The following is a 22,854-nucleotide window of genomic DNA, read 5'->3' on the forward strand; positions in this document are numbered from 1 at the left end:
AACAATACTCTCGTCAGGTGGGCTAACTATCTAGATGTCGTCTTCTGTCTCATCGCCGAACAGTTCGGCAAAGAGGCGGCGCTGTGCTTCCCGGAGGTGGTGTGTCACAGTCGGCTGTGACACGTCGAGCAGGTCCGCGAGTTCCGCACCCGTCGTCTCGCGTGGCGATTCGAAAAAGCCGCTCTCGTATGCCGTCACCAGCACCTCGCGCTGGCGATCGGTCAACTCGGCGCCCAGTGTGAACCGTATCGAGTCGCCCGTTTCGGTGTTCGTTCGTTCGTGCCTGGACCGCAGTTCGGTCTCCGGATACGTCTTCTGGACGCGTGCGAGAAATTCGCGGACTGACAGTTGCTGCGGGAGGCGGACGACTGCACGGGTGTAGTCGGCGTGTGCTTCGACGTGCTGTGGGATTCCGCCGCTCTCCAGCAGTGTGCCGGCGACGGTGTCGCCGTTCAGCGTCGCCCTGAAGAGGTGAGAGCCGCTCCGCTCGACGTGTGTCAGCGATTCGACGGCGACGAACTCGCTTTCCAGTGCGAGGATGTCTTCGACCGGCGGGTCCGAGATCTCGAACAGCACGCGAGTCGTTCCGTTGGAATCCGGCGTCGTCTCGCGGTACTGAACTGCAGTTCCGGCCAGTCCGGCGACCGCGTTCAGGAACGTCCCTGGCGTCCCGATCTCCAGTTCGAGTTCGGTCACCTCTTCGGCGAGAATCCCCTGTTTCGTCTCGGCGACGTTGAGTCCGTAGCCGACGAGTTTCCCGAGGTCGGTAAACACTGCTCGTGTCGTCTCGTCGAACGCGTCGGGCTCGTTCGCGTACACTGTCAGGACGCCGTAGCTCGTCTCGCCGTAGGGCAGTGGGACGGACAGCACCGACTGGTAGCCGTACTCGGCTGCTGTCTGGGCCCACTCATCGTCCCGCAGGTGGTCGGTGACGTTCTCGACGACGGTCACGTCGTTCTCTGTCGCCGTGCGCGCGGTCGGCTCACCAGACCCGACGGTGGCGGAGACGCTGTCGAGATAGGTCCCGTCTCCCGTCCACGTTCGGGGTTCGACCGTCGTCCCGTCGGGTGGGAGGACGCCGATCCAGGCGAAGGCGTACTCGTCTTCCGTGACCAGTCGGTCACAGACGGCCTGTTCGATGTCTGCTCGCGAGGACGACTGGACGAGCGTGTCAGCGACGTCTCGCAGTATCCCATTTATATGGTCGAATAGCTCTAACTTCTCCGTTTGCTGGGCCAGTGCCTTGTCGCGTTCGCGGAGACTCGCCTGGCCCGCTACCCGGTCGAGTGCCGTCTCTGTCGTCGCTGCGAGCAGCCCCATGAGTTTGCGTTTCGTGTCGTCGAACGTTCCGACTTCCTCGGATGCAGCGACCAACACGCCGTGGTCACCGAGTGGCAAAAACAGCGCGCCCCGGCCGTCGGTGTCATCGCTCACCGGTCGGTCGGACATGCGGATGTCGTCGAACACCTTCCTTTCGCCAGTGGCGTACGTTTGCCACGTCTCGGAGTCCGTCCGGCCGGGACCGAAGATAGTCGAGTCGCCGTAGAACTCGTACAGCGACTCGGTCGCCGAAATCGGTTCGAGGACGTTCTCCTCGTCGTCGAACAGGAAGAGTCCGACGGCCAGGAGGTCGAGCACGTCGGCCGCCACGTCGACGACCACGTCGCTGACCTCCTGTTCGGTAGTCGTTCCCAGCAGGTCGCGAGTCGCCTCGTACAGCGAGGTGAGCGTCTGTTCGCGCTCGCGACGCTCGACTGCGGCGATGGCATATCCGATTGTCTCACCCAGTTCGCCGAGCACCTCCAGTTCCCGCTCGCTGAACGCGTCTGTCTCGTTTCCGTAGACGGCGACGACGCCGTACTCGTGGTCGCCGTACGTGATCGGAACGGCGGCGAGTGACCGCACGTTAAATTTCTCCCAGAAACTTGGAGGGACAGCATCTGTGTGTTCTACGAGGTCCCTCACGGACTCGACTTCGTCGTTCTCGAGCGCCTGCAACCCTGGACTCTCCACGCGCTGGTCGAAATCGATAGGGAAGACTTCGTCGACGTATTCCTCGGCGGCTTCGGTCCACGCACCAGGTGTGAGTTTCTCTTCGGGGTCCCGGTGCAGCGTGAGTGCGAACTCGTAGCGGCCTGCTGAGGTGAGCCGCTCACAGACTGCCTGCTCGATTTCCTCGCGGCTCGATGCTGCCACGAGCGCCTGGTCGACGTCTCTGATGACGGCGTTGAGTCGGTCGAGCTGTGCGAGGTTGTCCCGCTGGTTGGCTATCTTGCGCTCGCGTTCGTTCCGCTCGCTGATATCGCGGATCACACCTGCGGTCCCTCGGAACTCGTTTTCGACGGGGAGTTTGCGATACCGGAACTCGACGGGACAGGTGGTGCCGTCTTGCCGAATCAACTCGACTTCGATATCCCCGGTTTCCGTTTCCCCGTCGATGACCTTCTGTCGATCTTCCTGCCCCCTCTCTAGCTCCTCGTCGGAGAGTATTTTCGACATGTGGGCACCTTCCAGTTCCTCGCAGGTGTAGCCGGTCACGGTTTCGGCAGCCCCGCTGACCGACACGAAGTAGTAGTCCTCGTCGAGTACGTACACCACGTCACCGACCGTCTCGACCATCATCTCGTACTCCTCTTTGAGCGCCCGGAGTTCCTGCTCGCGCTCCTTGCGCTCGGTGATGTCGACGAGGTATCCGAGATAGTACAAAATATCGTCTCCGTCTCTGATGATCTTCGTCGAGTCCGTCACCCAGCGAACCTCGCCACTGCTGGTCACGACGCGGTACGGGTCGTGACTGAACCGGTCTGTCGTCCCGTCGCTGTGTCGCTCGGCCTCTTCGATGACACGCTCGATATCGTCGTCGTGTATCAAATCCTCGTAGGCCACCTCGTCGGACTGGAATTCGTCCGGCGTGTACCCCATCAGCTCCTCGACGTTCTCGGAGACGTACTCGACTGGCCACCCTTTGGCGTTCTCCCATTTGAAGACGACTGCTGGTCCCTGTGCGAACATGTCCCGCTCGGCCATGAGTTCTGCCTGCGCCTGTCGGCGCTCGGTGATGTCCCGTGCGACGCCAATGATGCGCTCGAGTTGACCACCTTCGTAGACGCCGACAGTCCGCGAGTGAATCCACCGGATTTCACCGTCGGGTTGGACGATGCGATACGTCTCGTCGTATGAATCGGGGTCGGCCTTCTGCCGTTCGAGTGCGTCCTCTACCCTGTCGCGGTCGTCGGGATGTATCCTCTCGAGAAACGCCTCGCTGTCCTCGTAGAGTGTTTCCCGTGGTTGTCCCCATATCTCCTTGTAGGCGGCGCTGACGAACGACATCCCGTCGCTGTCTGGCGAGGTTATCCAGACCACGTCGTTGATGTTCTCGCTCAGGTACCGGAGCAGCTCATCACGCTCGCGGAGTTTCTGCTCGCGCTCGCGCTGGTCGGCGATGTCCCTGACGACGCCGACGGTCCCATCGAAGTCGCCGTTACGTCGAAGAACGGCAATTCGGGCCTCACAGGGGACTTCACGCCCGCCTTTGGTGTGGATTGTTATCTCCAGTGACTGAACGTCGTCTTTTTGATCTTTGAGCGCCTGGGCGACCTTTCGGTCACCTCTCTGAATGTCCTCCTCGCTCATTATCAGGGAGATCTCTGACCCGAGCAGCTCCGACCGGTCGTATCCGGTCAACTCGACGGTCGCGTCGTTGACGGCGACGATCCGCCTGTCGGTGTCGAGCTGATAGATCGCATCGACGGCTGTGTTGAGAAGCGTCTCGTACCGTTCTAGTTGCCGACCCTGTTTCGACTGGAGTGAGTTCGCTTCGACGGCACTCTCGATGCGCCGCTCCAGGAGCGGCTGGGAGACGCTCTCGCTCGTCGACTGGATAATATCGGTCGCACCCGCCTGAAGAGTCGCATCGACACCGTCTGCGGATTCCCTGCCGACGAACGCTACGATCGGGACTGCGGAGTGCTCGTCGCGGAGCGTCCGAACCGCAGCGATTCGTTCGTGTCTGTCTGTTTCGTGGTCACAGAGGAGAATACAGTCGACGGTGTTCTCTGCCAGGTGTGTGAGTGCGTTGTCGAGTGTCGTCGCTACTGAGAGCGCAGTACTGTCGTCGAGGCCGAGCTTCGCTGCCATGTCGTCGCAATCGCTCGCTGAATCTGTGAGACACAGCAGGCGTAACGTTTTCGTGGTTGCTTGCATCTGGTGTGGACACCCTCTTGTGTCGCCGCCAGCGGTGGACTGCCGCTGGCTCTACAATGAACCCGGTTGCTACGCACCCCTACGACGCCCAACATATAATGGCTTGCCTTCGGTGCTCGTCGGAGATTAGCTGGAGAATACCACGGTCGACCGAACTGCGTTCGGGATATCAATCCGCGAGGATGAGAACGACCGCTTCGCCGTCGATGACCGTCTCGCCGTCGCCGTCAGTGACGGTCGTCGTCAGTCGATACTGGTTGTTGCCGAGGTCCTCGGCGATTGCGCATTCGGCGGTGACGCGGTCGCCGATTTCCACCGGTGCGAGAAATTCGAGGTCCTGCGAGAGATACACCACGTCACCGGGGAGGCGTGCGAGCGCCGCGCTGATGAGCCCGGAGACGAGAATGCCGTGGGCGATGCGACCGTTGAACCGCGTCTCCTCGGCGAACTCCTCGTCGAGGTGTAGCGGGTTCGTGTCGCCGCTCGACGCTGCAAACCGCGTGACGTCCTCGTCGTGAATCGTCTTCGTGAACGTAATCGCATCGCCGACATCGACGTTCTCACCGGGGACGTCGCTGTCCCACCCTGGGTGGTCCGCTCCGGGCTCGACGGTGTCTTGGGTCGCCGGTGCTGTCTCGCTCTCACCGTTGGTCTCCGGTGCGGTGACAGCGGTGAACGCTGCGGCGTTTGCCTCGGTAACACTCGACAGTACCTGCGTCGACAGTTTCGCATACGTGCTCGGGAACATGGCTTGTAGTAGTGAGACGCCAACCAATGCAGTCGGCAGTGCTAACGTTGATGTTCAGACGCTTCCCCGATTTAGGTGTGTCGCTAATATAGTCAAAGCCTACTCCCCGCTGACACTCTAACAATTGAAGCGGAATGTGGCTCCTGCTCCGACAGTCACCGCTCGATGGCGGGCTATGACTCGATACCGGGGGGTTCAAGACTCGCCGTACCGCCACACCGGATAATGACGGACATCATCGACGGGAACGCGGTCGCAAGCGAGATCCGCACCGCGCTGACCGACAGCATCGACGCGCTCGACGATGCCGGCGAGACACCCACGCTCGCGACGGTCCTGATGAGCGACGACCCGGCCAGCGAGACGTACGTCTCGATGAAACAGAACGACTGCGAGGAAGTCGGCATCGAAGCGCTCGACATTCACATCGAACCCGACGCACCCGCCCAGGAACTGTACGACACCATCGACGACCTGAACGAAGACGACGATGTCAACGGCATCCTCGTCCAGATGCCCGTCCCCGACCACGTCGACCAGCGGGAAGTACTCCGCCGTATCGACCCCGAAAAAGACGTGGACGGCTTCCACCCCGAGAACGTCGGCCGTCTCGTCGCCGGTGACGCCCGCTACAAACCCTGTACGCCCCACGGGATCCAGAAACTCCTCGACAGCGCCGGCGTCGACCCCGAGGGAAAAGACGCCGTCGTGGTCGGCCGGTCTGACATCGTCGGCAAGCCGATGGCGAACCTCCTCCTCCAGAAGGCCGAGGGTGGCAACGCCACCGTCACGGTCTGTCACTCACGGACCGACGACCTGGCCGCAAAGACCAGACAGGCCGACATCGTCATCGCCGCGGTCGGCGTCCCGGAAATCGTCGACAGCTCGATGCTCAGCGAGGGCGTGACCGTCATCGACGTGGGTGTCAACCGTGTCGACGCAGACAACGAGAAGGGATACGAACTGGTCGGCGACGTGGACTTCGAGAGCGCCAAAGAGAAAGCCAGTGCCATCACTCCGGTCCCGGGCGGTGTCGGTCCAATGACGCGCGCGATGTTACTGTACAACACGGTCAAAGCGACTGGCCGCCAGACCGGCACCGACGTGACGCTTCCCTAGCGATCCTCGTCGAACCGATTTCTCCCCCGAGCCAGCGCCGTTTCGTCACCGTCTCGGAGGTAGTCACCGAGGTCACGCAACGCCCGCACGACGGCTTCTGACTCGGTCGGCGAAACGTCACCGTCGAGTGCTTCGATACGCTTGTATCGGGCCCGAACTGCCGAGAGAACGTCTGTGACTGCCGGCTCTGGGTCATCGTACAGTCGGCGGACGTCCGAGATGTAGGCTTCGGCTGCTGCCGCGATAGCCAGCCCGCGCTCGGCACGCAACGAGTCGGGTACTTCGGACGGCGGCGGGCGTTCACCGTCTGCGCCGCTACGGAGCAACGAGAGAACGTACAGTTCCTCGTCGTCGCTGACTCGCAGTGCGCGGCCAACCGTCGTCCCGGCGCGACGAAGTTCGGCCGCGAGCAAGTACTCTTCAGAGAGCGGCAGTAGCTCACCCGCGTGGACGAAGCCGGCTGTCCGCAGGTACGCTCGGGCCTGGTCGACGGCCATGTCCGCAACCGATTCGAGCGTCTCGTCGTCGATTTTCTCGATTGCTGGCTGGAGGTCCAACTCCGCCGGCCCGGCCGTGTGTTCCGCGCGCTCGCCGACACCGACACTTCGGAGACTGCCACACTCGGGACACTCGATACTGCCCGTCTCGTAGTACGTCCACTGGGCGCCGCAGTCGGTGCACTCGCGCTCGCCGCGGACTTCCATATCTGTCGCTACGCCTGCGGACGGTAATAAATGACTGTAATCGAGCCGACAGCTAAGGACGGGACGGCACGCTCCCACAGTGTGGTTCAAGCCGGGCCGTTACACTTAACTTTCTCCCTGCATTTGACTCAAGTGACGCTTCGCTTGGAGGGCCGAAGCGTCAGCGGGGACCAATTCAGGGCGGCAAGCGGCCACGCGGCGTTTCGCCGCGTGGCTGCTTTCCTTTCCGTTTTCACGATCCAATAGTCGCTCGTCTGTCTCTCCCAGTGGATCTACGTAATCGAGAGTGAACTGTCGCTCCCGCTCTCGCCGTTCTCGTCCCACTCGATTTCGAGTTCCAGACTCAACTCGCCGTTACCATCCGGTCCCTCGTGTTCGGCTTTGACCTCGAACTCGACTGTCTCCGGCGGGTCGAGCGTTACACTCTCGCTCCCGGCTTCGAGCGTAACCGACTCACCAGCGTCCAGTTTGTCTGCGACGGTCCGGAGGTACGCTGCGACGTCCGAGAGACTGCTCATGCGTTCGGTCTCGAACAGGACTGTCTCTGTCATAGGACCATGTAGGGCAACTGTAACGATAAGCCTGCTGGGAACGGACCCCTCGTCTGGACGGAATATGCGCAAACACGTAATTGACATCTTCTCTTGTCGAGTGATTGTCTGATATATCGATAGTATGACCTCTTCGAACAGTCCACGTTGGGGGGAACTGGTTGTGTCCGGTCGGCAGTGATAATAACCGACTTCCGTGCTGATTGTTCTCTACCTGCCGTCGACTTCAACTCGTGCTGCCTGGAGAAATTCGCCCATTACGCGGCTGAAACTCGCGTCTATTGCCGTGCGTTGTGGTACCACAACTAGATCGTGACCGCCGCCTTCCATGAGTGAACAGGGTGTCGCTCGAAGTACCGGCTGGTTGTCTCTTTGACCGATGCATCAGCTGTGGCACGTATATACAACGACATATTTAATATATTCCGACAATAACTGTTATGCAGACATCACCGATGTACGACCTGACAGGATTCCAGCGTGACCTGCTGTATGTCATCGCGGGCAAAGAGGAGCCACACGGCCTCGCAATCAAGGAGGAACTCGAGGAGTACTACGAGAAGGAGATTCATCACGGTCGTCTCTACCCAAACCTCGACACGCTCGTCGACAAGGGTCTCGTCGAGAAGGGCCAGCGTGACCGTCGGACCAACTTCTACAGTCTCACCCGTCGCGGCCGCCGCGAAATCGAGGCACGCCGCGAGTGGGAAGATCAGTACGTCGAACTGTAACTGCGCTTTTCTCGATGCTCTCTGCCCGCACAGCAACTGCCGTCACCGGTCTTCTCGCGAGTCTTTTTGTTTCCGTTGCCCTCTGGTGGTACTTCGATACGCTACTCGTCTTTCTCTTTCTCCCCTTCGTCCCCTTCCTGTTCCGGGGGCGCGGACGAGAACAACCCCCCGTCCGCGAATGTCCAGTCTGTGGGTTCCAGACCCGGAATGAGGAGTACGACTACTGTCCGCGGGACGGTCACCGCCTGGACTAGCTGTCGGCCTCAGAGTCGGCTTCGGGGTGAGCATGTTGGTCAGTGTCGGTATCGCCGTTCTCACTGGTATCGGTAGCACCCGTCTCCGACGGTCGGCTCTCAGCTGCGTCGGTAGCCGTCTCTGATTCTCCGTCAGTCGGTTCGGGTTCGACGTGGTCGCTCTTCGGCCGGTCGCCCGCGAGTAACTCCGGCAAGACGAGTCGGACGAAGTGGGCGATCAACACGAGAAGGAGTGGCCCGAGAAAGAGCCCGTACCAGCCAAACAGGACGGGGCCGAGGACGAACGCGAACATGACCGTCCCCGTGTGGAGGCCACGGCCGGAGACGAACGGGCGCAAGACGAAATCCGGAATCAGGTCGACGACGACGATGGAGACAACCGCGACGATTGCGACAAACTGCAGTCCGGTCCCGTCGAGAACGGCGCGCCCGCCGAGATACAGGACCAGCGGGACGTAGACGATTTTCATTCCGACGACAGGGATGAGACTCCCAGCGCCCGCCAGCACGCCCACGAGTGCAGGGAATGGAATTGCCAGTCCCTGCGGTGCCATCAGATTCAGGAGGCTGTAGGTGATTGCAGCGATAACACCCGTTAGAAAGGCGTTGAGGATGGTGCCGAAATAGATACTACTCAGACTCCTGTCGACTGCTCGGCCGTAGGCTTCGAGCGTGCCACGGTCGTCGGCGACGAGTGCGCCATACCCCGCGAGTCGGTCGGCATCCCGGAGGAGGTAGAACGCAATGGAAAAGGCGATAAACAGCGACAGTAGACCAGACCCGACGAGACCGAGATAACTGAGCACCGCTTGGAGTACGTCCAGCGCTGCTTGCGGGTCGCCCACATTGTCGAGCGCCGTCTGAGGATTGTCGACGGCTGTCGAGACGTTCAGATACGGGTCGATGGCCGACTCGTACGGACCGAGGTCGACGCTTTCAGCGAGGAGACTGAGTTCCTGCAGCGCAATCGCTCCGGTGTAGGCGACCAGCAGCACGACCGGCAGCGCCAGTGCCAGCAGGGCAAGCAACGCCGACACCGTGGGTTGTCCGACGTTTGGTTCGATACGGCGGTGGGCTGGACGCGTCGCGTAGTAGAGAAAGACCCCGAAAATGACGGTCCCGAGGAAAGTGACGGTCACCCACGCGAGCACGAGCGCCAGCGCGAGTCCGACACCGGCCCAGACCGCACGGAACCTGTCGAACTGTTCGAACACGACGCTACGTTCGCAGGACGGAATAAAAAATGACGGGTCTGTTTGTTCCCCTGTCGTGCTATCCACCCATACCGCAGTCCGTGTATGGTCTTCCGGACAGCTGTGGTGACCGGGTCGTGGCACGAAATCCCGGCTAGCAGTGTCATACTGTTGGACGTAACTTCGGAAAGCTATTCGCCACCTCCGGGTGGCGAAATTCTTGAAAGGCTTACGTCCGACAGTATCAGTACCCGAGGTAGATCGCCATCGCCTTCAAAACCCCGTAGATGACCGCCAGCGGGACTCCGATGTAGAGGAGAAGCGCTCTGAGGAGGCCGTCCGGGATGAGTCCGCCCCCACCGCCGTCACCGCTATCTTCCGTCGTTGTGGTCTCCGCTGGCGTACCGGATGAGCGTTGTGTCGATGTTGTCGCGGTTTCGTCCGCTTGACTCGGCGTTGCTGTCCCCTCGGGCGGTGTCTGCTCGGCTTTGTCTTCGACAGTGAGCGTGCCGACCTGTTCGTCGTTGGCAGTGTGAACGCCGTAGACGTACGTTCCCGGCGCGAGCGACGCTGTTTCAGCGGTGAACGTGACGGCGGTTGTTTCTCCCTGTCCCAGAGTGATGGATTCGGAATCTATCGGTTCGTCATCGAGGCGAAATTGCACCGACTGAGTCTCATCCGCCTGTCCGTCGTTTCGAATCGACGCCGTCACGTCGACGGCCGTCCCGCGTGTGACGGTCGTTCCACTCGGGTCTAGCTCTGTAACGATGAGGGTCGCATCCTGGTCTCGCTCGTCGCTCCCGTTTCGCTCGACGGTCAGCGTACCGCTTTGGCTATCGTTGTTGGTGTACGCACCGTGGGTGTACGTGCCAGCACCGCGTGATTCTGTCTCGATATCGGTGAACTCGACGGTCGTCTGCCCGCCGCTCGCGAGCGTGACGGCCTGTCGGTCGACAGTGTCACCGTCGATTCGGTACTGGACCTGCTGTGTCGCTTCTTGATCCCCGTCGTTTCGTACCGTCGCTGCGATGTCGTACGTATTGCCTGCGGTGACCGTCCGGTCGGTCGGCGTCAGATCTGTGACGCGAAACTCGGCGGGTGAGTCGCTCTCGACGACGAGTGTTCCAGACTGGCTGTCGTTCGCCGTCGAAACGGTGTGGGTGTACGACCCTAATCCGAGAGCGGCTGTGTCGATGGAGAAATCGACGGTCGTTTCATCATCGGCATCGAGTGTGATACTCTCCGTTCTGTCAATCGTTTCGTCGACAGCGAGCTCGATGTCCTGTGTTCCAGTTGTCTCACCGACGTTCGTGATTGTCGCCGACACGTCGACTGTTGTTCCCTCCGTAACCGTCGTTTCGACGGGTGATAGCTCCGAGACGGAAAAGTTCGGCTGGCGACTTTCGATAGTCACCGTTCCGCTCTGACTGTCGTTTTCTGTCGTGACCGTGTGCGTGTACGTTCCGGGACCGAACTGTGAACTGTTGAGTTCGTCGAACGTGAGCGACGTACTCTCTCCCGCTGCGAGGGTAACGTCGGTGTTGTCGACCGGATTACCGTCGAACAGTAGGGCGACAGTCTGTGTTCCCTCGGCATCCCCGTCGTTCGTGATGGTCGTTGATACTGCCACTTTGTCGCCCGTTTTCAGCGTCGCCTCCACTGGGTCGATGTCCGAAACTGTGAAATTTGGACGGCTCTTCTCGACAGTGAGCGTCCCAGTCTGACTGTCGTCGTCTGTGTACACACCGTGGGTGTTGTCTCCGGTATCCAGGTCCTCCGTCTCAACATCTGTGAACTCGACTCTCGTCCGCTCGTCTGTATCGAGTGTCACCTCCTGTGTGCGGACTTCAGCGTCGTCTATCTGGAGTCCGACAGTCTGTGTCCCAGCGTTAGCGCGGTTCGTGATGGTTGCAGAGACGTTGACCGTGTCACCGCTCGTCACCATCATCTCGGTCGGTTTCAGATTCGAAACCTCGAAATTTGAGTCCCCCGATGCTGTTCCGTCCGGAAACGTCAGATTGAGCTGTTCAGTTCCAGACGTCGGATTTTCGTCGACCTCGTTTGCTTCAATTCGTGTCCCGTCGTCCTTTTTGACGTAGAAGTGGACGGTCGAATCAATGCTGCTGTCCACTCGTAACTTTTCATCGGTGGGTCCCGACCCCCCGTACTGTCCGTCGGGACCGACATCGATGCTATCCTGTACGTCGCCGTTGACGACAGCGATAATGGTTGTTCCCGTCGACAAGTCTGTCCCGTCTTCCGTCTCTGCAGAACCGTAATAAGAACTGGGGGCACTCTGCCCTGATGTGATGCCTGTGACGAGGCCCGTCGCAAGCAGGGCAACTAGAAGTCCAACAGCGACTACGTACCGGCAACTCTGGCTATTTTTGTTCATCGAAAGCGGTACGAACAGTCGTTAATTTCTATTGGCCGCGTCGTACTCGAGTATATCCACGTTTCGGGTTTCCTCCGTGTCGTCGATGTAGACAAAGTATCCCTCGAAACTCCATACCGTGGTCGAGCCATCATCTTCCTCGTATCCCGAGGACCCATCGGATTGGGCGAGGTCTTGATCCTCGTCGCGGGTCCACACCTCGACGTTGTTGCCGTCTACGTCCACTGCACCGCCGAGGTCCTCTGTCGCCGACTGTTTGTTCTGTTCGGCGAGGTCGACGGACGTTCCGACGAGATTCCAGCCCTCGTGGAGCGTGCGGGCTTCCGGCCCTTCGGTCACTCCCGACGCGAAGAGATAACCAACGCGCGCGTCGTCGCTGTTGCCCTCGATGTAGTACCCTTCGCCTGCTGTCTCACCGTCTGTCGCTACCCACTCACTCTCTCCATTTTCTGCGGTCGGGTCGTAGGTTGTCACAACGTCGTTCACGTCCTCGAAGACGAGGTTCTCTGCCGGCATCGGGGTTCCCGCCACTTGGTACCCTTCCTCGAGATCCTTCGCCTCGTGAACAAGTTCGACTGGTGCGGTTGCCTCACCGTCGTCGGCTTGTTCGATTTCGACCGTCGTTTCGTCCGTTTCTGCCGTGGTGGAAATTTCCGTCGGGTCGACAGTCTGTGACAGTTCCCCGTCTTCGACTGTGGCCGTATATGTCGTCTCGGTTCCGGCTATCCTGATATCCACCTCCGTCGGTCCGGAGATGGTGTTCCCCTGCGGGTCGGTGATTCCGGACGCGGTGACCTCCAGTTTGCTGTCGTCTTTGACAATGCCGACGAAGTCGTGGTCGACGCTGAGATTGTCTACGCCGGCAACACTGGTTTCGAGTTCGAGTGCGTCCGTCTTGGTTTTCTCTTGTTCGTTCCCGAACGCGTCAGTCGCCGTCATCGTCAGGTCGACCATTCCATCGCCTGCCGTCGGACTGTCTACCTCGAAGGTCGTGGTGTAGGTGTCGCCGGATTCCGCGCTGAGTGCTTCGTTCGTGTCACCGCCCAGTTCGGATGCGTCGACCGTCACGGTGTCGACACCGCTCGTCTCGTCCGTCACGTCCGCTACCACCTCGACAGTGTCGCCGTCCGAAACGGTCTCACCCCCGTCAGTGGCAGCGGTCGCATCGATCGAACTGATTCCCGGCGGCTTGCTGTCGACGGTGTAACTCACTTCGTTCGTGTCTGAGTCCGGATGCGGAACGACGACTTCTCTGGTGTTGTCTGCAGTGTCGGTCACTCGAATGCTGACCTCGTACGTACCGTCGCTATCGAGTCCAGCTTCCGAAGTGTTGTATTCCCAGTCAGTCGTTCCGTCGGCGTCGACTGCCGTTTCGCTATCGACGAACTCTTCGCCATCTTCGTCGTAGTAGTCGCCGTCGTCGTTCTGGATGAACAGTTCGACCGATTCGACCTCCGTACCGTCCGATGCGGTTCCGTCGATTGTCGGGTGTTCGGTCAGCTCCGCACCGTCCTCGGGACTGTCGAGTGTCCCACTTGGTTTCGTATCATCGACGATGAACGTGTCGCTGGCGTCACTCTCCTTGAAGCTACTGTCCCCGTCAGCGAGAATCGTCACGTCACCTTCGTCGAGTTCGCCGTCACCGCCACTGTAGGTGAGCTCATCCAATTTTATATCGACACTGAAACTCCCATCGTCGTCCACGGATCTCGTGGTTGTTGCCACGTCGTCGTCAGCGGGGTCCTGAATCAGGAACGTCACTTCGCTGGTGGAGCTGTCGGCCGTTCCCTCGACGGTAATCTCATCGTCTGACTGGACCACGTCTTCAGTCACTTCGAAATCCGAGTCATTGACCGTCGCTCCGACCGGCCCACTGACGGTAACGGTCGCCGCAAACAGCGAAAAGACGACCACTACCGCAAGTGTGAGGCTCTGAAGCTTCTCGGTTCGATTGCGACGCTGCATGTTACACTCCTCTCCCTGGCAATCCCGCGACAATCTGCCGCATAGAGCTGTCGTCGTGCGGTTCCATCAATGGATACAACCGCTTTCGAAACTGCTTGAATGAATTCATATGGTAATAATACAGTAGCTAATTGATAAATAATATGGACCATTATCACCGTCTGAAAAGACGGGGCGACTCCGAATTCAACGGAGATGATGGTTTATTGACTCCGCACTCCAATTGAGCGTATGGACCGTGACAGCGTCGAGCCACGGGTATCTGGGTTTCCGGGTGCGGGAGCGAAACGCTGGGTCGAGTACCACCACGAGTTTGCTGCCCCAAGCACCTACGTCTACGATTTCGTCTGGGACCACACCGCACCAGCTATCGGCCCGTTCTGTACCGACGTGGACGGCAACGTGTTACTGGATTTCACGGGTCACGTCGGTGCGATGCCGCTTGGGTACAACAACCCGAAAATTCTGGACCCACTCGACTCGTTCGACCTCGTCGACCCGTTGAAGATCGCCGGCCAGGACTTCTACGTCCGCGCAGGCAGCGACACAGCCAGCGATCCGGATATTCCCGGGCCGGCGGGGTTGATGGAGCGACTCACCGACATTTCGAGTCACTACGGGATGGATACGGTCTTTCTCTCGAACACTGGTGCCGAGGCCGTCGAGAACGCAATCAAGATTGCCTACGATCACACCGCTGGCACGTACGCCATCACCAGCGAAGGTGCATTCCACGGTCGGACGCTCGGGGCGCTCTCGCTCAACCGCTCGAAAGGTGTCTACCGGCGGAATTTTCCCGAGATTGCGGGTGTGCACGACACGCCCTTCTGTACCGACCGGCACTGTACGCCCGAAACGTGTGACTGTGGCTTTTTCCACGACAACTCCTCGTGGCTCCGCGAGATGCTCGCCGACGGGTCGGGCTACGTCGACGCCGACGAGGTGGCGTATCTCATTCTCGAACCCGTCCAGGGCGAGGGTGGGTATCGCTTCCCCAGCGAGGCGTTCATGGACGAAATCGCCGAACTTACAGCAGCCCACGACATCCCGCTGGTCGTCGACGAGGTACAGTCGGGACTCGGGCGAACCGGGGAGATGTGGGCTAGCGACCACTACGCCATTGAACCGGACGTTATCGCCAGCGCGAAGGCGCTCCGCGTCGGCGCGACCATCGCGCGAGAGGAGGTGTTCCCCGCCGAGAAAAGTCGCCTCTCCTCGACGTGGGGTGCCGGCGATATTCTTGGTGCCGCGCAGGGGGCGCTCACCATCGACGCAATCCAGGAGTACGACCTTCTCGACAACGCCACCGAGCGGGGCGAACAGGCCAAAGCACTCCTACGAGAGGCCAACTTGCCGGGTGCTGTCGACGTCCGGGGAAAGGGGCTGATGCTCGCGGTGGAGTGGGAGACGAAAGACCGGCGCGAGGCGGTGATGGAGGCTGCGCTCGCCGAGGGACTGTTGACGATGGGCTGTGGCAAAAAGACGATGCGAGTGCTGCCGCCGTTGGACGCGACCGAACGCGAGATTCGACTCGGCGTAGAACTGCTCAGTACGGCTGCGAACGCTGCTTGAGGATCATTGTGTGCGAATGAATCTCGGCAAAGCAGTCGTCGCTCTAGAACTGGTACCGCCGGTCGTCGTTTTGCTGCGGCTGGGGGAACTGGTTGCCGCCAGTCATCTCCTCGAAGGTCATCCCGGAGAGGTACTCGTCGTAGGTTGTGTCGTACTGACTGCGGAGGTGAAAGTCCAGATTACCGGTCTCTACTGCGGTCTGAAAGAGCATGTGGACAGCGCGCCGTAGCAGTTCGTCCGTACCGTCGGGTTCCAGTGCCGTGGTGAGCATCGCCAGTTCGTTGCGCGTCTCCCGATCGAGGTCGACCGCGAGCTCGTCACCCAACTCGGAGTACTGCGATTGCAGGTCGTCGTTCAAATCGTCGAGGCTCATGTCTTGTCATTCCCGGGCGCGTGGATACGGCTTTCGGCTCTCTACTTCGTGCAGAGCTACTCATCTCAGATGTCGACATCTATTCTTACGATCCTGGCAATTTTGACGATCAACAGAATGCTTTAACCAGCTTGGGGGCGTATTACCGCTCAAATAGTGCTTAATTAGATGAAAAATAAAAAATACAGCAACCAAAAACTCGAATTTACGCCACAGAGTAGCAAGCGACCCGATGGGCCGGTTTCGGAGGTGCGGAGAAAATGAATCCGGATCCGTACTTCCCGTCTGGCGACCGTCTGTACGAGTGTCCGGAGTGTGGCGAACGGGACCGCTGTCAGACACGCACCTGTCGCTGTCCGGCCTGTGGTGGCGACATGCGAAATCTGTCCGTTGCTCGCGAGTAGCTAGAACTCGGGCAAATCGTCGGGAGCTTCGTACTCCGTCTCCCAGTCGATGTATTCGTCTTTGAGTACGTCACACACGATCTGTCCCAGTTCGGTCAGCCCGGCGTTGATACCCGAGACAGTCCCCCAGGATTCGATGTCCGGGTGTAGGTTACGTTCTTTCCAGTCCTCGGGCAGTCCTGGCGCGTGATAGCCGACTCGGTCGGCGTGTGAATCCCAGAAGAAGTCGAACTGTCGGAGGAGTTCGAGGTCGAGGACAATCTGAAAATCCGTCTCGTCCATGTCTGTGTGTTCGGTCCACTCCTCGAAAGCCCGGTCCCACGCACCGTCGTGGAGGAACTCCTCCAGCTCGTCGCGCCGGTAATCGGTATCGCCGACGACATCAGCGTCCTCGTACTCGTTGGGGTTCATCTCCTGGAGCTCCGGCGGGTCCGGCGTCTCGACGTCGAGAGTCATACTACTACATCGGGTCTCGCGGGCATAAGTCTGATCGACAGAAGAGTGGTCGACGGTCCGGGCCCTAGTCTCTCGTCGTCCTACTCGCCGAGTGCGGCGGCCCGGAGGCACTCGCCTTCGTCGGTCTCGACAGTCAGGTTCGGAACGGTGACTGTGTCGCCGTCGTCGCCGACGGCAACCGAGATGCAGACGGCCTCGGTTGCCAGTTCGCGCTCGCCGGTGTGCCGGTCCTCGTCGTAGCCCCGGACCTGGGCAGTGACACTCGACTCGCCGGCCTCGTAGACGTAGGCGTCGAGCAACGCAATCGAGCCCTGGGGAATCGGGCGGTAAAACTGCACGTCGTCGACGCCGACAGTGACAGTGTCGGCACCGGCAAAGCGCATCGCGCTCATCGCACCGACCTGTTCCATCCACTTCAGGAGGTCGCCACCGTGGGCTGTCTCGATGGCGTTCGACTGGCCGGGAAAAATGTAGCGCCGTGTCTCGACTTTGGTCTCCAGCAGCGTCGGCATGCCCACCCCTTCAACTGGCAGCGGGTTGTGTGTACCGCTACGCGGAGACGTACTGTGCTTCCCAGTCCTGCCGAGCGTCGAGTTCTCGCTCCCCACGCTTGGTCAGGTGGTAGCTGTTCGTTCGGCGGTCTTTCTCGCCCTTCTCGACGAGTCCCTTCTCGACGAGTTCGTCGAGATTCGGGTAGAGCCGACCGTGATTTACGTCACTTTCGTAGTACTCTTCGAGCTCCTCCTTGATTGCGAGGCCGTGTGGGTCGTCTAACCCCGCAATGACGACCAGGAGGTCACGCTGGAATCCTGTCAGGTCGTACATCAGCGGGACAATCGAACTCACCCTATATTATGTTAACTTATTCCAGACGGGCGGTTGACTGCAGTCGTCGCTCGGTCCCGACAAGGGTAAACCGGGCGACTGTGTAGAGCCATCGAATGACTGAGCGCGCGGACGGTGATTCCGTCGCGGCGGCGACGCCGACGCCGCCCACCGAACCGACGGGGGAGGGGTCTGTCACCGTCGTTGGCACTGCCCACGTGTCACAGGACAGCGTCGACGAGGTCGAAGAGACGATCGAACGCGAGCGTCCCGACGTGGTCGCGGTCGAACTCGACGAGAACCGCTACAAGCGGATGCAAGGCGAGACGCCGGAGGACATCGATGCCGGCGACCTGATCAAGGGCAAAACGGTCTACCAGTTCATCGCCTACTGGCTGCTCTCGTACATCCAGACGCGCCTCGGCGAGAAGTTCGACACCGAACCCGGCGCGGACATGAAAGCGGCCGTCGACACCGCCGAACGGCTCGGCCTCGGTGTCGCACTGGTCGACCGCGACATCCAACTGACGATTCAACGGTTCTGGAAGCGCATGCGCCTGCGTGAGAAACTCAAAATGGCCGGTTCGATGGCCGTTATCCTCGGGCCACCACTGAGCGTCGGCCTCGGTATCGGAATGGTCGCCGGCCTGATGGTTGCCGTCATCGGGCAGGCTTTCGGTGGCCCCTTCTTCGTCCCGGCCACACTCGGTGCCGGTATTTCACTCCCCGTTCTGGGGAGTCTCTCGGGTATTCTCGTCCCGGTGCTCGATACGCTCGCACTCGCCGGTATCGCCACTGTCGTCGTCGGACTGCCGATGGCGCTAGTGTTGACGCGCCTTGCGGGTGACGTAGAAGGCGAGGAAGAACTCGACATGGACAACCTCACTGACGCCGACGTGGTGACGGCGATGATCGAGGAGTTCCGTCACTTCTCGCCGGGCGGCGCACAGGCGCTCATCGACGAGCGGGACGCGTTCATCGCACACCGACTGGTCGCACTGCGTGAAGCGGGGTACGATGTCGTCGCCGTGGTCGGTGCCGGCCACCGCGAGGGCATCGAGACCTATCTCGCACACCCCGAAACGCTTCCGCCGGCCGAGTCACTCGTCGGGCTCCCCGACAGTGGCCGAATCGGGCGTCTCCTCTACAAGGCGTTTGGCTACGTGTTTACCCTCGGCTTTCTCGTCTTCTTCATCCTGCTGGCGATGGCCGGCGTCCGCCAGAGCTACCTGCTCGTGCTCTTCGGGGCGTGGTTCCTCATCAACGGCGTCATCGCCGCTGGTCTGGCCAAACTCGCGGGAGCTCACTGGCCCAGCGCCATCGTGGGCGGTGCCGTCGCGTGGCTGACGAGTGTCAACCCGCTGCTCGCACCGGGGTGGTTCGCCGGCTACGTCGAACTCCGCTATCTCGACGTGAGCGTCGGTGACATCGGCACGCTCAACGAACTGCTCTCCGACGAGGAGTCCCCGATTATGGATATCCTCAAACGGATGCGTGATGTCCCGCTGTTCAGACTCATCCTCGTCGTCGGGATGACGAACATCGGGAGTTTCATCGCCAGCCTGCTGTTTGCCGCCGTCCTGTTGCCGCAGCTCTCGGCGGAAGTGGGCGGTGTTTCGGGGCTGGCCGACCAGATGCTTATCGGGGCACGTCGGAGCGCGGAACTTATCTGGGAGGTGCTGACATGAGTACTGCTACCTACAATCTCGGCGACATTCGATTCAGCCAGACGGAGCTTCGGGACCTGGCCGCGGCGTGGGTCGCACTCGGTATCGCGTTCACGCTCTTTTTGAACCCCGGTCATCTGCAGGCGCTCCAGTACGGCCAACTCGACAGTGCCGCGCTCGGGCGCTCGTTCGCGTTGAGCATGATAACGGTCGGCGGTGGCTTTCTCCTGCACGAATTGGCACACAAGGTCGCTGCCATCCGTTTCGGACAAATAGCGGAGTTTCGGGCGGACTACGGCATGCTCGGGCTGGCAATCGTCGCCGCACTGGCTGGGTTTCTGTTCGCCGCGCCCGGCGCGGTCCACCACCGTGGCTACATCACCAACCGGGAGAACGGCATCATCGCACTGGCCGGTCCGCTGACGAACGTCGCGCTGGCTGCGCTGTTTTTCCCAGTCTGGTTTCTCTTCGACGGCTTCCTCGGCTCGGTCGGGTCGCTGGGCGTCATCATCAACGTCCTGCTGGCGGGGTTCAACATGATTCCGTTCGGACCGCTGGACGGCAAGACGGTGCTTCGGTGGAACAAACTGGTCTTCGCGGCCGTCTTCGTGCCGACGGTCGGCCTGGGAGTCCTGTTGCTGTTCAACGGTCTCTTCTAGACCGCGAGCGATGGGCTTTTGCCGGTCTCTCGCGGATTCTCGTCCATGACCGAGGACGCTGACGGGAACGAGGACCGCAACGACGACGCGGAGGGGCTGACCTACGCCGAGGCCGGCGTCGATATCGACGAGAGCGAGGCCGCTACCGCGGCACTCATCGGCGCGGTCGGTGAGTTCGAGGGCGACTACGCCGGACTGGTCGACATCGGCGACCGCTATCTCGCACTCGCTGCCGACGGCGTCGGCACCAAACTGCTCGTCGCCGAGGCCATCGACGACTACTCGACTATCGGCATCGACTGCATGGCGATGAACGTCAACGACCTCGTCGCCCAGGGCGTCGAACCCGTCGCGTTTGTCGACTATCTCGCTGTCGAAGAACCGGACGACGAGACTGCCGAGGAAATCGGTGAGGGGCTCCGCGAGGGTGCAGAGCGGGCCAGCGTCGCGCTCGTCGGCGGCGAGACGGCGGTGATGCCCGACGTCATCAGAGGTCTCGACATCGCCGGAACCTGTGCCGGTCTTGCACCGAAAGACGCGCTCTTCCCCGCGACAGCCGAGCCCGGCGACGCCATCGTCGGCTGGCCGTCGTCGGGGATTCACTCGAACGGGTTGACGCTCGCCCGCGAGGCGGTGACCCGAACCCACGAGTACACCGACTCGTTCCCGCCGAATCCGGACCGGACTATCGCCGAGGAACTGCTCGAACCCACGCGCATCTACACTGACGTACTCCCGACCCTGCGCGCCCACGAGACGCACGCGGCCGCACACGTGACCGGTGGTGGCTGGACCAATCTCACGCGAATGGGCGATGTGCGATACGAGATTACCAACCCGTTCGACGCCCAGCCCGTCTTCGAATTCATCCAGCAGGAGGGCAACGTCGACGACGAAGAGATGCACCGGACGTTCAACATGGGGACTGGATTTGTGGCGACGATGCCCGAATCGGACGCTGAGTCGGTGGTCGAAACCGAAGATGATGCGCGGATAATTGGTGCGGTGACGGAATCGGACAGTGAAAGCGGTCTCGTCGAGATCCGCGGGTTAGAGCTGTAGCACCCGCGGAGAAATCGGCGATAGCGGAGGCGGCGGAACCGGCTTCGTCGTTATTCTTCCAGTTCGAACGCAACCTCTATTTCCGCCTGGTACTCGTGCTGATCACCTTCCAGCATCATGGCTTGGTTGACGACCGTCGCCCACTGGAGATTATTGAGCGTCTGTTCCGCCCGTCCGATTGCGTCTTCGGTTGCATCTTCGAAATTCTCGTTACTCCGTCCGACGAGTGTGACTTTTTTGAAGACCATAGTTCCCTCTCCCACGCGCCGTGGGCGTACAGAAATACGATATATTGGATGAAGAGTGTAGTTGTCCTATACATATCACTTTCTACTGTCGTATCGATTTCTGACTTGGTCGATGGGCTTTTTATCTGTCGTTGTGAACCGGTGGAAAGTGACCGCGACGTATACCACTCGGTGTCGATGACGTACGCGGACCTGGTAGTCCGGAGGAAATACCTTGTTCGACGAAAGCCCCACATCACCGATACGTCCGCCCGAGCGCGACGGCGTCGCTCCCATTGCCGACGACGCCGACGAGCCACCCACAGTCGTCAGCATCAGCGACATCCACGGCCACCTCGGCGACGCCCGGAGCGCACTGTTGACACTCGACGACCACCCTGACTACGACCCGGTCGTGACCACCGACCCGGCGATGCGCCTGCAGTGGGCCGACAACAACTACGTCCTCGTTTTCAACGGTGACCTGACCGACCGCGGACCGCGAAACGATGGCGTCGTCGAGATGGTCGCTCGTCTGATAGGGCAGGCCCCCGATGGACGGGTTCGCGTTACCTTCGGCAACCACGAGATGGGCATGTTGACGCCCGACCGTTTCGGGTGGGACGGCTGGTACTCAGTGGAGTTGTCGAACCAGCAGCGACGCGGCTTTCTCGACCGCATCATCGACGGTCACATCGTCGCCGCCTACGATGGATATCGCGTCACGTACGCCCACGCAGGGCGGCAAGACCCGTACGAGACCGACGAACTCAACGAGAAACTCGTCTCCGCAGCGAAGACAGTCAAAGAGGTCCTCGGCACAGCCGAAGACCCGGCCGTCCAGCGAGAAGTCATCGACGGCTATCCGGAGTTACTCGGACTCAGCGGGCGGACGGGACGCGGTGCCGACGCCGGCATCGCGTGGCTCGACTTCGAGTACATGCCGGAAGATGCTCCACCACAGGTGGTCGGCCACACCAGACAGGACAACCCCCGGCGACGCGGTGCGGTCGTCTGTCAGAACGTCATCCGGAACAACAGGCGAACCGACGGCGGGGAGGCGGTCGTCGTCGAAACGCCCGAGCGTCTCGTCGCGCTAGGTCGGGACGGGGACGGCGACGTACGGGACCACGAGTTCTCGCTGCCCGAACCCGCAGAACAGACCGCTTAGGAGAGGTGGCGGGCGATGTCGGCTTCGGTAATGATGCCAACAGTCTCGCCGCTGTCCACGACGAGCACGGCGTCGTTGTGGTCGAGGTGTGCGTCGATGGCGTCGATAGTCGCATCGGGCTCGACGGTCGTCAGCGACTCGTGCATCACCTCGGCGACGGGGAGCTCCCCGACGTTCTCCTCCGAGCGCCCGCGGATGTCTGAAGTCGCGATGAGTCCGTGTGGTGTCCCGTCGCGGATGACTGGCACCTGCGAATACCCTTTCTCGTCCATCAACTCTGTCGTCTCGTGGACACTCGCGTCGGGTTCGACGCTGACAACTGGCGAGTGCATCAGGTCAGCCGCGCGGAGGATGCCGCCCTCGGCCTCCTGCAGTGCGTTGACGATGCGCCGCAGTGTCGAGAGCCGTGGGTCCACGTCGCCGCCCTCGATGCGGGCGATGAGTGGCTGTGAAACGTCGGCCTGTTCGGCTAGCTCACTCTGGGTCAGCCCCAGTTCGGTCCGGCGCTCGCGCAAGTCCTCCGGCGTCGGCAGCTCCATATCTGTAGATAACTGCAAGTAATACAAAAACCTTCG

Annotated in this window: 22 protein-coding genes; 9 read left to right on the forward strand and 13 right to left on the reverse strand. The window is 60.8% G+C overall.

Going from position 1 to position 22,854, the window contains the following annotated elements; all coding sequences use genetic code 11:
• Positions 1-30 precede the first annotated feature (30 nt).
• Entirely contained in the window at positions 31-4,137 is a 4,107-nt protein-coding gene (locus tag WDJ60_RS07585; RefSeq protein WP_340099740.1) for a PAS domain S-box protein, read from the reverse strand.
• A 235-nt stretch (positions 4,138-4,372) separates the two neighbouring features.
• Complete coding sequence (locus tag WDJ60_RS07590; RefSeq protein ID WP_340099742.1) at positions 4,373-4,951, reverse strand: MaoC family dehydratase; 579 nt, start codon at positions 4,949-4,951, stop codon at positions 4,373-4,375.
• A 225-nt stretch (positions 4,952-5,176) separates the two neighbouring features.
• Here WDJ60_RS07590 and folD point away from each other — a divergent pair, with 225 nt between their 5' ends.
• On the forward strand, positions 5,177-6,070 hold the full coding sequence (gene folD, locus WDJ60_RS07595) for a bifunctional methylenetetrahydrofolate dehydrogenase/methenyltetrahydrofolate cyclohydrolase FolD (RefSeq protein ID WP_340099744.1): 894 nt from the start codon (positions 5,177-5,179) through the stop codon (positions 6,068-6,070).
• Here folD and WDJ60_RS07600 read toward each other — a convergent pair.
• Together WDJ60_RS07600 and WDJ60_RS07605 are read right to left on the reverse strand one after the other, a co-directional pair.
• Complete coding sequence (locus WDJ60_RS07600; protein WP_340099746.1) at positions 6,067-6,774, reverse strand: TFIIB-type zinc ribbon-containing protein; 708 nt, start codon at positions 6,772-6,774, stop codon at positions 6,067-6,069. The genes folD and WDJ60_RS07600 overlap by 4 nt on opposite strands.
• Before the next feature lie 272 nt (positions 6,775-7,046).
• Positions 7,047-7,325 (reverse strand): amphi-Trp domain-containing protein, encoded by a 279-nt coding sequence (locus WDJ60_RS07605; protein ID WP_340099748.1) that lies wholly within the window; start codon positions 7,323-7,325, stop codon positions 7,047-7,049.
• 455 nt (positions 7,326-7,780) lie between these two features.
• Between WDJ60_RS07605 and WDJ60_RS07610 the strand changes: the two genes are divergently transcribed.
• On the forward strand, positions 7,781-8,056 hold the full coding sequence (locus WDJ60_RS07610; protein ID WP_340099933.1) for a PadR family transcriptional regulator: 276 nt from the start codon (positions 7,781-7,783) through the stop codon (positions 8,054-8,056).
• A gap of 14 nt (positions 8,057-8,070) precedes the next feature.
• Positions 8,071-8,310 (forward strand): hypothetical protein, encoded by a 240-nt coding sequence (locus WDJ60_RS07615; protein WP_340099750.1) that lies wholly within the window; start codon positions 8,071-8,073, stop codon positions 8,308-8,310.
• Here the strand turns inward: WDJ60_RS07615 and WDJ60_RS07620 are convergent.
• From WDJ60_RS07620 to WDJ60_RS07630, 3 genes are all read right to left on the reverse strand, one after another.
• Entirely contained in the window at positions 8,307-9,524 is a 1,218-nt protein-coding gene (locus tag WDJ60_RS07620; RefSeq protein WP_340099752.1) for an AI-2E family transporter, read from the reverse strand. The genes WDJ60_RS07615 and WDJ60_RS07620 overlap by 4 nt on opposite strands.
• Before the next feature lie 223 nt (positions 9,525-9,747).
• Positions 9,748-11,748 (reverse strand): CARDB domain-containing protein, encoded by a 2,001-nt coding sequence (locus WDJ60_RS07625; protein ID WP_340099754.1) that lies wholly within the window; start codon positions 11,746-11,748, stop codon positions 9,748-9,750.
• Positions 11,749-11,919: 171 nt separating this feature from the next.
• Positions 11,920-13,863 carry an Ig-like domain-containing protein gene (locus WDJ60_RS07630; RefSeq protein WP_340099756.1) on the reverse strand — a complete coding sequence of 648 codons (1,944 nt, stop codon included), beginning with the start codon at positions 13,861-13,863 and terminating at the stop codon, positions 11,920-11,922.
• Between the two features lie 231 nt (positions 13,864-14,094).
• On the opposite strand from WDJ60_RS07630, the gene WDJ60_RS07635 reads away from it, so the two are divergent.
• The gene (locus tag WDJ60_RS07635; protein ID WP_340099758.1) at positions 14,095-15,435 is read left to right on the forward strand and encodes a class-III pyridoxal-phosphate-dependent aminotransferase; all 1,341 of its coding nucleotides are present in this window, start codon (positions 14,095-14,097) and stop codon (positions 15,433-15,435) included.
• Positions 15,436-15,478: 43 nt separating this feature from the next.
• Here the strand turns inward: WDJ60_RS07635 and WDJ60_RS07640 are convergent, their stop codons facing one another.
• Positions 15,479-15,808: a ribbon-helix-helix protein gene (locus WDJ60_RS07640; protein ID WP_340099760.1), complete on the reverse strand. Its 330-nt coding sequence runs from the start codon at positions 15,806-15,808 to the stop codon at positions 15,479-15,481.
• 260 nt (positions 15,809-16,068) lie between these two features.
• Between WDJ60_RS07640 and WDJ60_RS07645 the strand changes: the two genes are divergently transcribed.
• Positions 16,069-16,212 (forward strand): rubrerythrin-like domain-containing protein, encoded by a 144-nt coding sequence (locus WDJ60_RS07645; protein ID WP_340099762.1) that lies wholly within the window; start codon positions 16,069-16,071, stop codon positions 16,210-16,212.
• Here WDJ60_RS07645 and WDJ60_RS07650 read toward each other — a convergent pair whose 3' ends face one another.
• The 3 genes from WDJ60_RS07650 to WDJ60_RS07660 all read right to left on the reverse strand — a co-directional run bounded on the left by WDJ60_RS07650 (position 16,213) and on the right by WDJ60_RS07660 (position 17,493).
• Positions 16,213-16,668, reverse strand: coding sequence for a DUF7992 family protein (locus WDJ60_RS07650; protein ID WP_340099763.1), 456 nt, complete (start codon positions 16,666-16,668; stop codon positions 16,213-16,215).
• Positions 16,669-16,748: 80 nt separating this feature from the next.
• Positions 16,749-17,180, reverse strand: coding sequence for an acyl-CoA thioesterase (locus tag WDJ60_RS07655; RefSeq protein ID WP_340099764.1), 432 nt, complete (start codon positions 17,178-17,180; stop codon positions 16,749-16,751).
• Between the two features lie 37 nt (positions 17,181-17,217).
• Positions 17,218-17,493 carry a PadR family transcriptional regulator gene (locus WDJ60_RS07660; RefSeq protein ID WP_340099765.1) on the reverse strand — a complete coding sequence of 92 codons (276 nt, stop codon included), beginning with the start codon at positions 17,491-17,493 and terminating at the stop codon, positions 17,218-17,220.
• Between the two features lie 116 nt (positions 17,494-17,609).
• Here WDJ60_RS07660 and WDJ60_RS07665 point away from each other — a divergent pair, with 116 nt between their 5' ends.
• From WDJ60_RS07665 to purM, 3 genes are read left to right on the forward strand one after another with little or no spacing between them, the layout of a single operon-like run.
• Positions 17,610-19,181, forward strand: coding sequence for a TraB/GumN family protein (locus WDJ60_RS07665; RefSeq protein WP_340099766.1), 1,572 nt, complete (start codon positions 17,610-17,612; stop codon positions 19,179-19,181).
• Entirely contained in the window at positions 19,178-19,819 is a 642-nt protein-coding gene (locus tag WDJ60_RS07670; RefSeq protein ID WP_340099767.1) for a zinc metalloprotease, read from the forward strand. The genes WDJ60_RS07665 and WDJ60_RS07670 overlap by 4 nt, the downstream gene beginning before the upstream one ends.
• Before the next feature lie 45 nt (positions 19,820-19,864).
• On the forward strand, positions 19,865-20,881 hold the full coding sequence (purM, locus tag WDJ60_RS07675) for a phosphoribosylformylglycinamidine cyclo-ligase (RefSeq protein ID WP_340099768.1): 1,017 nt from the start codon (positions 19,865-19,867) through the stop codon (positions 20,879-20,881).
• 50 nt (positions 20,882-20,931) lie between these two features.
• Here the strand turns inward: purM and WDJ60_RS07680 are convergent, their stop codons facing one another.
• A complete protein-coding gene (locus WDJ60_RS07680) occupies positions 20,932-21,129 on the reverse strand; it encodes a dodecin (RefSeq protein WP_340099769.1) in 198 nt (65 codons plus the stop codon).
• Between the two features lie 214 nt (positions 21,130-21,343).
• Between WDJ60_RS07680 and WDJ60_RS07685 the strand changes: the two genes are divergently transcribed.
• Positions 21,344-22,279 carry a metallophosphoesterase gene (locus WDJ60_RS07685; protein WP_340099770.1) on the forward strand — a complete coding sequence of 312 codons (936 nt, stop codon included), beginning with the start codon at positions 21,344-21,346 and terminating at the stop codon, positions 22,277-22,279.
• On the opposite strand, the gene WDJ60_RS07690 is transcribed toward WDJ60_RS07685, so the two are convergent.
• The gene (locus WDJ60_RS07690; RefSeq protein WP_340099771.1) at positions 22,276-22,818 is read right to left on the reverse strand and encodes a CBS domain-containing protein; all 543 of its coding nucleotides are present in this window, start codon (positions 22,816-22,818) and stop codon (positions 22,276-22,278) included. The two genes, WDJ60_RS07685 and WDJ60_RS07690, sit on opposite strands and share 4 nt — an antisense overlap.
• Between the last annotated feature and the right edge of the window lie 36 nt (positions 22,819-22,854).

The organism is Salinibaculum salinum, from assembly GCF_037645885.1.
GTDB classification, from domain to species: domain Archaea; phylum Halobacteriota; class Halobacteria; order Halobacteriales; family Haloarculaceae; genus Salinibaculum; species Salinibaculum salinum.

What these genes read in the sequence shown, in the direction of transcription:
- WDJ60_RS07585 (WP_340099740.1), bottom strand. Translation starts at nt 4,137, where the DNA reads ATGGCAGCGAAGCTCGGCCTCGACGACAGTACTGCGCTCTCAGTAGCG.
- WDJ60_RS07590 (WP_340099742.1), bottom strand. Translation starts at nt 4,951, where the DNA reads ATGTTCCCGAGCACGTATGCGAAACTGTCGACGCAGGTACTGTCGAGT.
- folD (WP_340099744.1), top strand. Translation starts at nt 5,177, where the DNA reads ATGACGGACATCATCGACGGGAACGCGGTCGCAAGCGAGATCCGCACC.
- WDJ60_RS07600 (WP_340099746.1), bottom strand. Translation starts at nt 6,774, where the DNA reads ATGGAAGTCCGCGGCGAGCGCGAGTGCACCGACTGCGGCGCCCAGTGG.
- WDJ60_RS07605 (WP_340099748.1), bottom strand. Translation starts at nt 7,325, where the DNA reads ATGACAGAGACAGTCCTGTTCGAGACCGAACGCATGAGCAGTCTCTCG.
- WDJ60_RS07610 (WP_340099933.1), top strand. Translation starts at nt 7,781, where the DNA reads ATGTACGACCTGACAGGATTCCAGCGTGACCTGCTGTATGTCATCGCG.
- WDJ60_RS07615 (WP_340099750.1), top strand. Translation starts at nt 8,071, where the DNA reads ATGCTCTCTGCCCGCACAGCAACTGCCGTCACCGGTCTTCTCGCGAGT.
- WDJ60_RS07630 (WP_340099756.1), bottom strand. Translation starts at nt 13,863, where the DNA reads ATGCAGCGTCGCAATCGAACCGAGAAGCTTCAGAGCCTCACACTTGCG.
- WDJ60_RS07635 (WP_340099758.1), top strand. Translation starts at nt 14,095, where the DNA reads ATGGACCGTGACAGCGTCGAGCCACGGGTATCTGGGTTTCCGGGTGCG.
- WDJ60_RS07640 (WP_340099760.1), bottom strand. Translation starts at nt 15,808, where the DNA reads ATGAGCCTCGACGATTTGAACGACGACCTGCAATCGCAGTACTCCGAG.
- WDJ60_RS07645 (WP_340099762.1), top strand. Translation starts at nt 16,069, where the DNA reads ATGAATCCGGATCCGTACTTCCCGTCTGGCGACCGTCTGTACGAGTGT.
- WDJ60_RS07650 (WP_340099763.1), bottom strand. Translation starts at nt 16,668, where the DNA reads ATGACTCTCGACGTCGAGACGCCGGACCCGCCGGAGCTCCAGGAGATG.
- WDJ60_RS07655 (WP_340099764.1), bottom strand. Translation starts at nt 17,180, where the DNA reads ATGCCGACGCTGCTGGAGACCAAAGTCGAGACACGGCGCTACATTTTT.
- WDJ60_RS07660 (WP_340099765.1), bottom strand. Translation starts at nt 17,493, where the DNA reads ATGTACGACCTGACAGGATTCCAGCGTGACCTCCTGGTCGTCATTGCG.
- WDJ60_RS07665 (WP_340099766.1), top strand. Translation starts at nt 17,610, where the DNA reads ATGACTGAGCGCGCGGACGGTGATTCCGTCGCGGCGGCGACGCCGACG.
- WDJ60_RS07670 (WP_340099767.1), top strand. Translation starts at nt 19,178, where the DNA reads ATGAGTACTGCTACCTACAATCTCGGCGACATTCGATTCAGCCAGACG.
- purM (WP_340099768.1), top strand. Translation starts at nt 19,865, where the DNA reads ATGACCGAGGACGCTGACGGGAACGAGGACCGCAACGACGACGCGGAG.
- WDJ60_RS07680 (WP_340099769.1), bottom strand. Translation starts at nt 21,129, where the DNA reads ATGGTCTTCAAAAAAGTCACACTCGTCGGACGGAGTAACGAGAATTTC.
- WDJ60_RS07690 (WP_340099771.1), bottom strand. Translation starts at nt 22,818, where the DNA reads ATGGAGCTGCCGACGCCGGAGGACTTGCGCGAGCGCCGGACCGAACTG.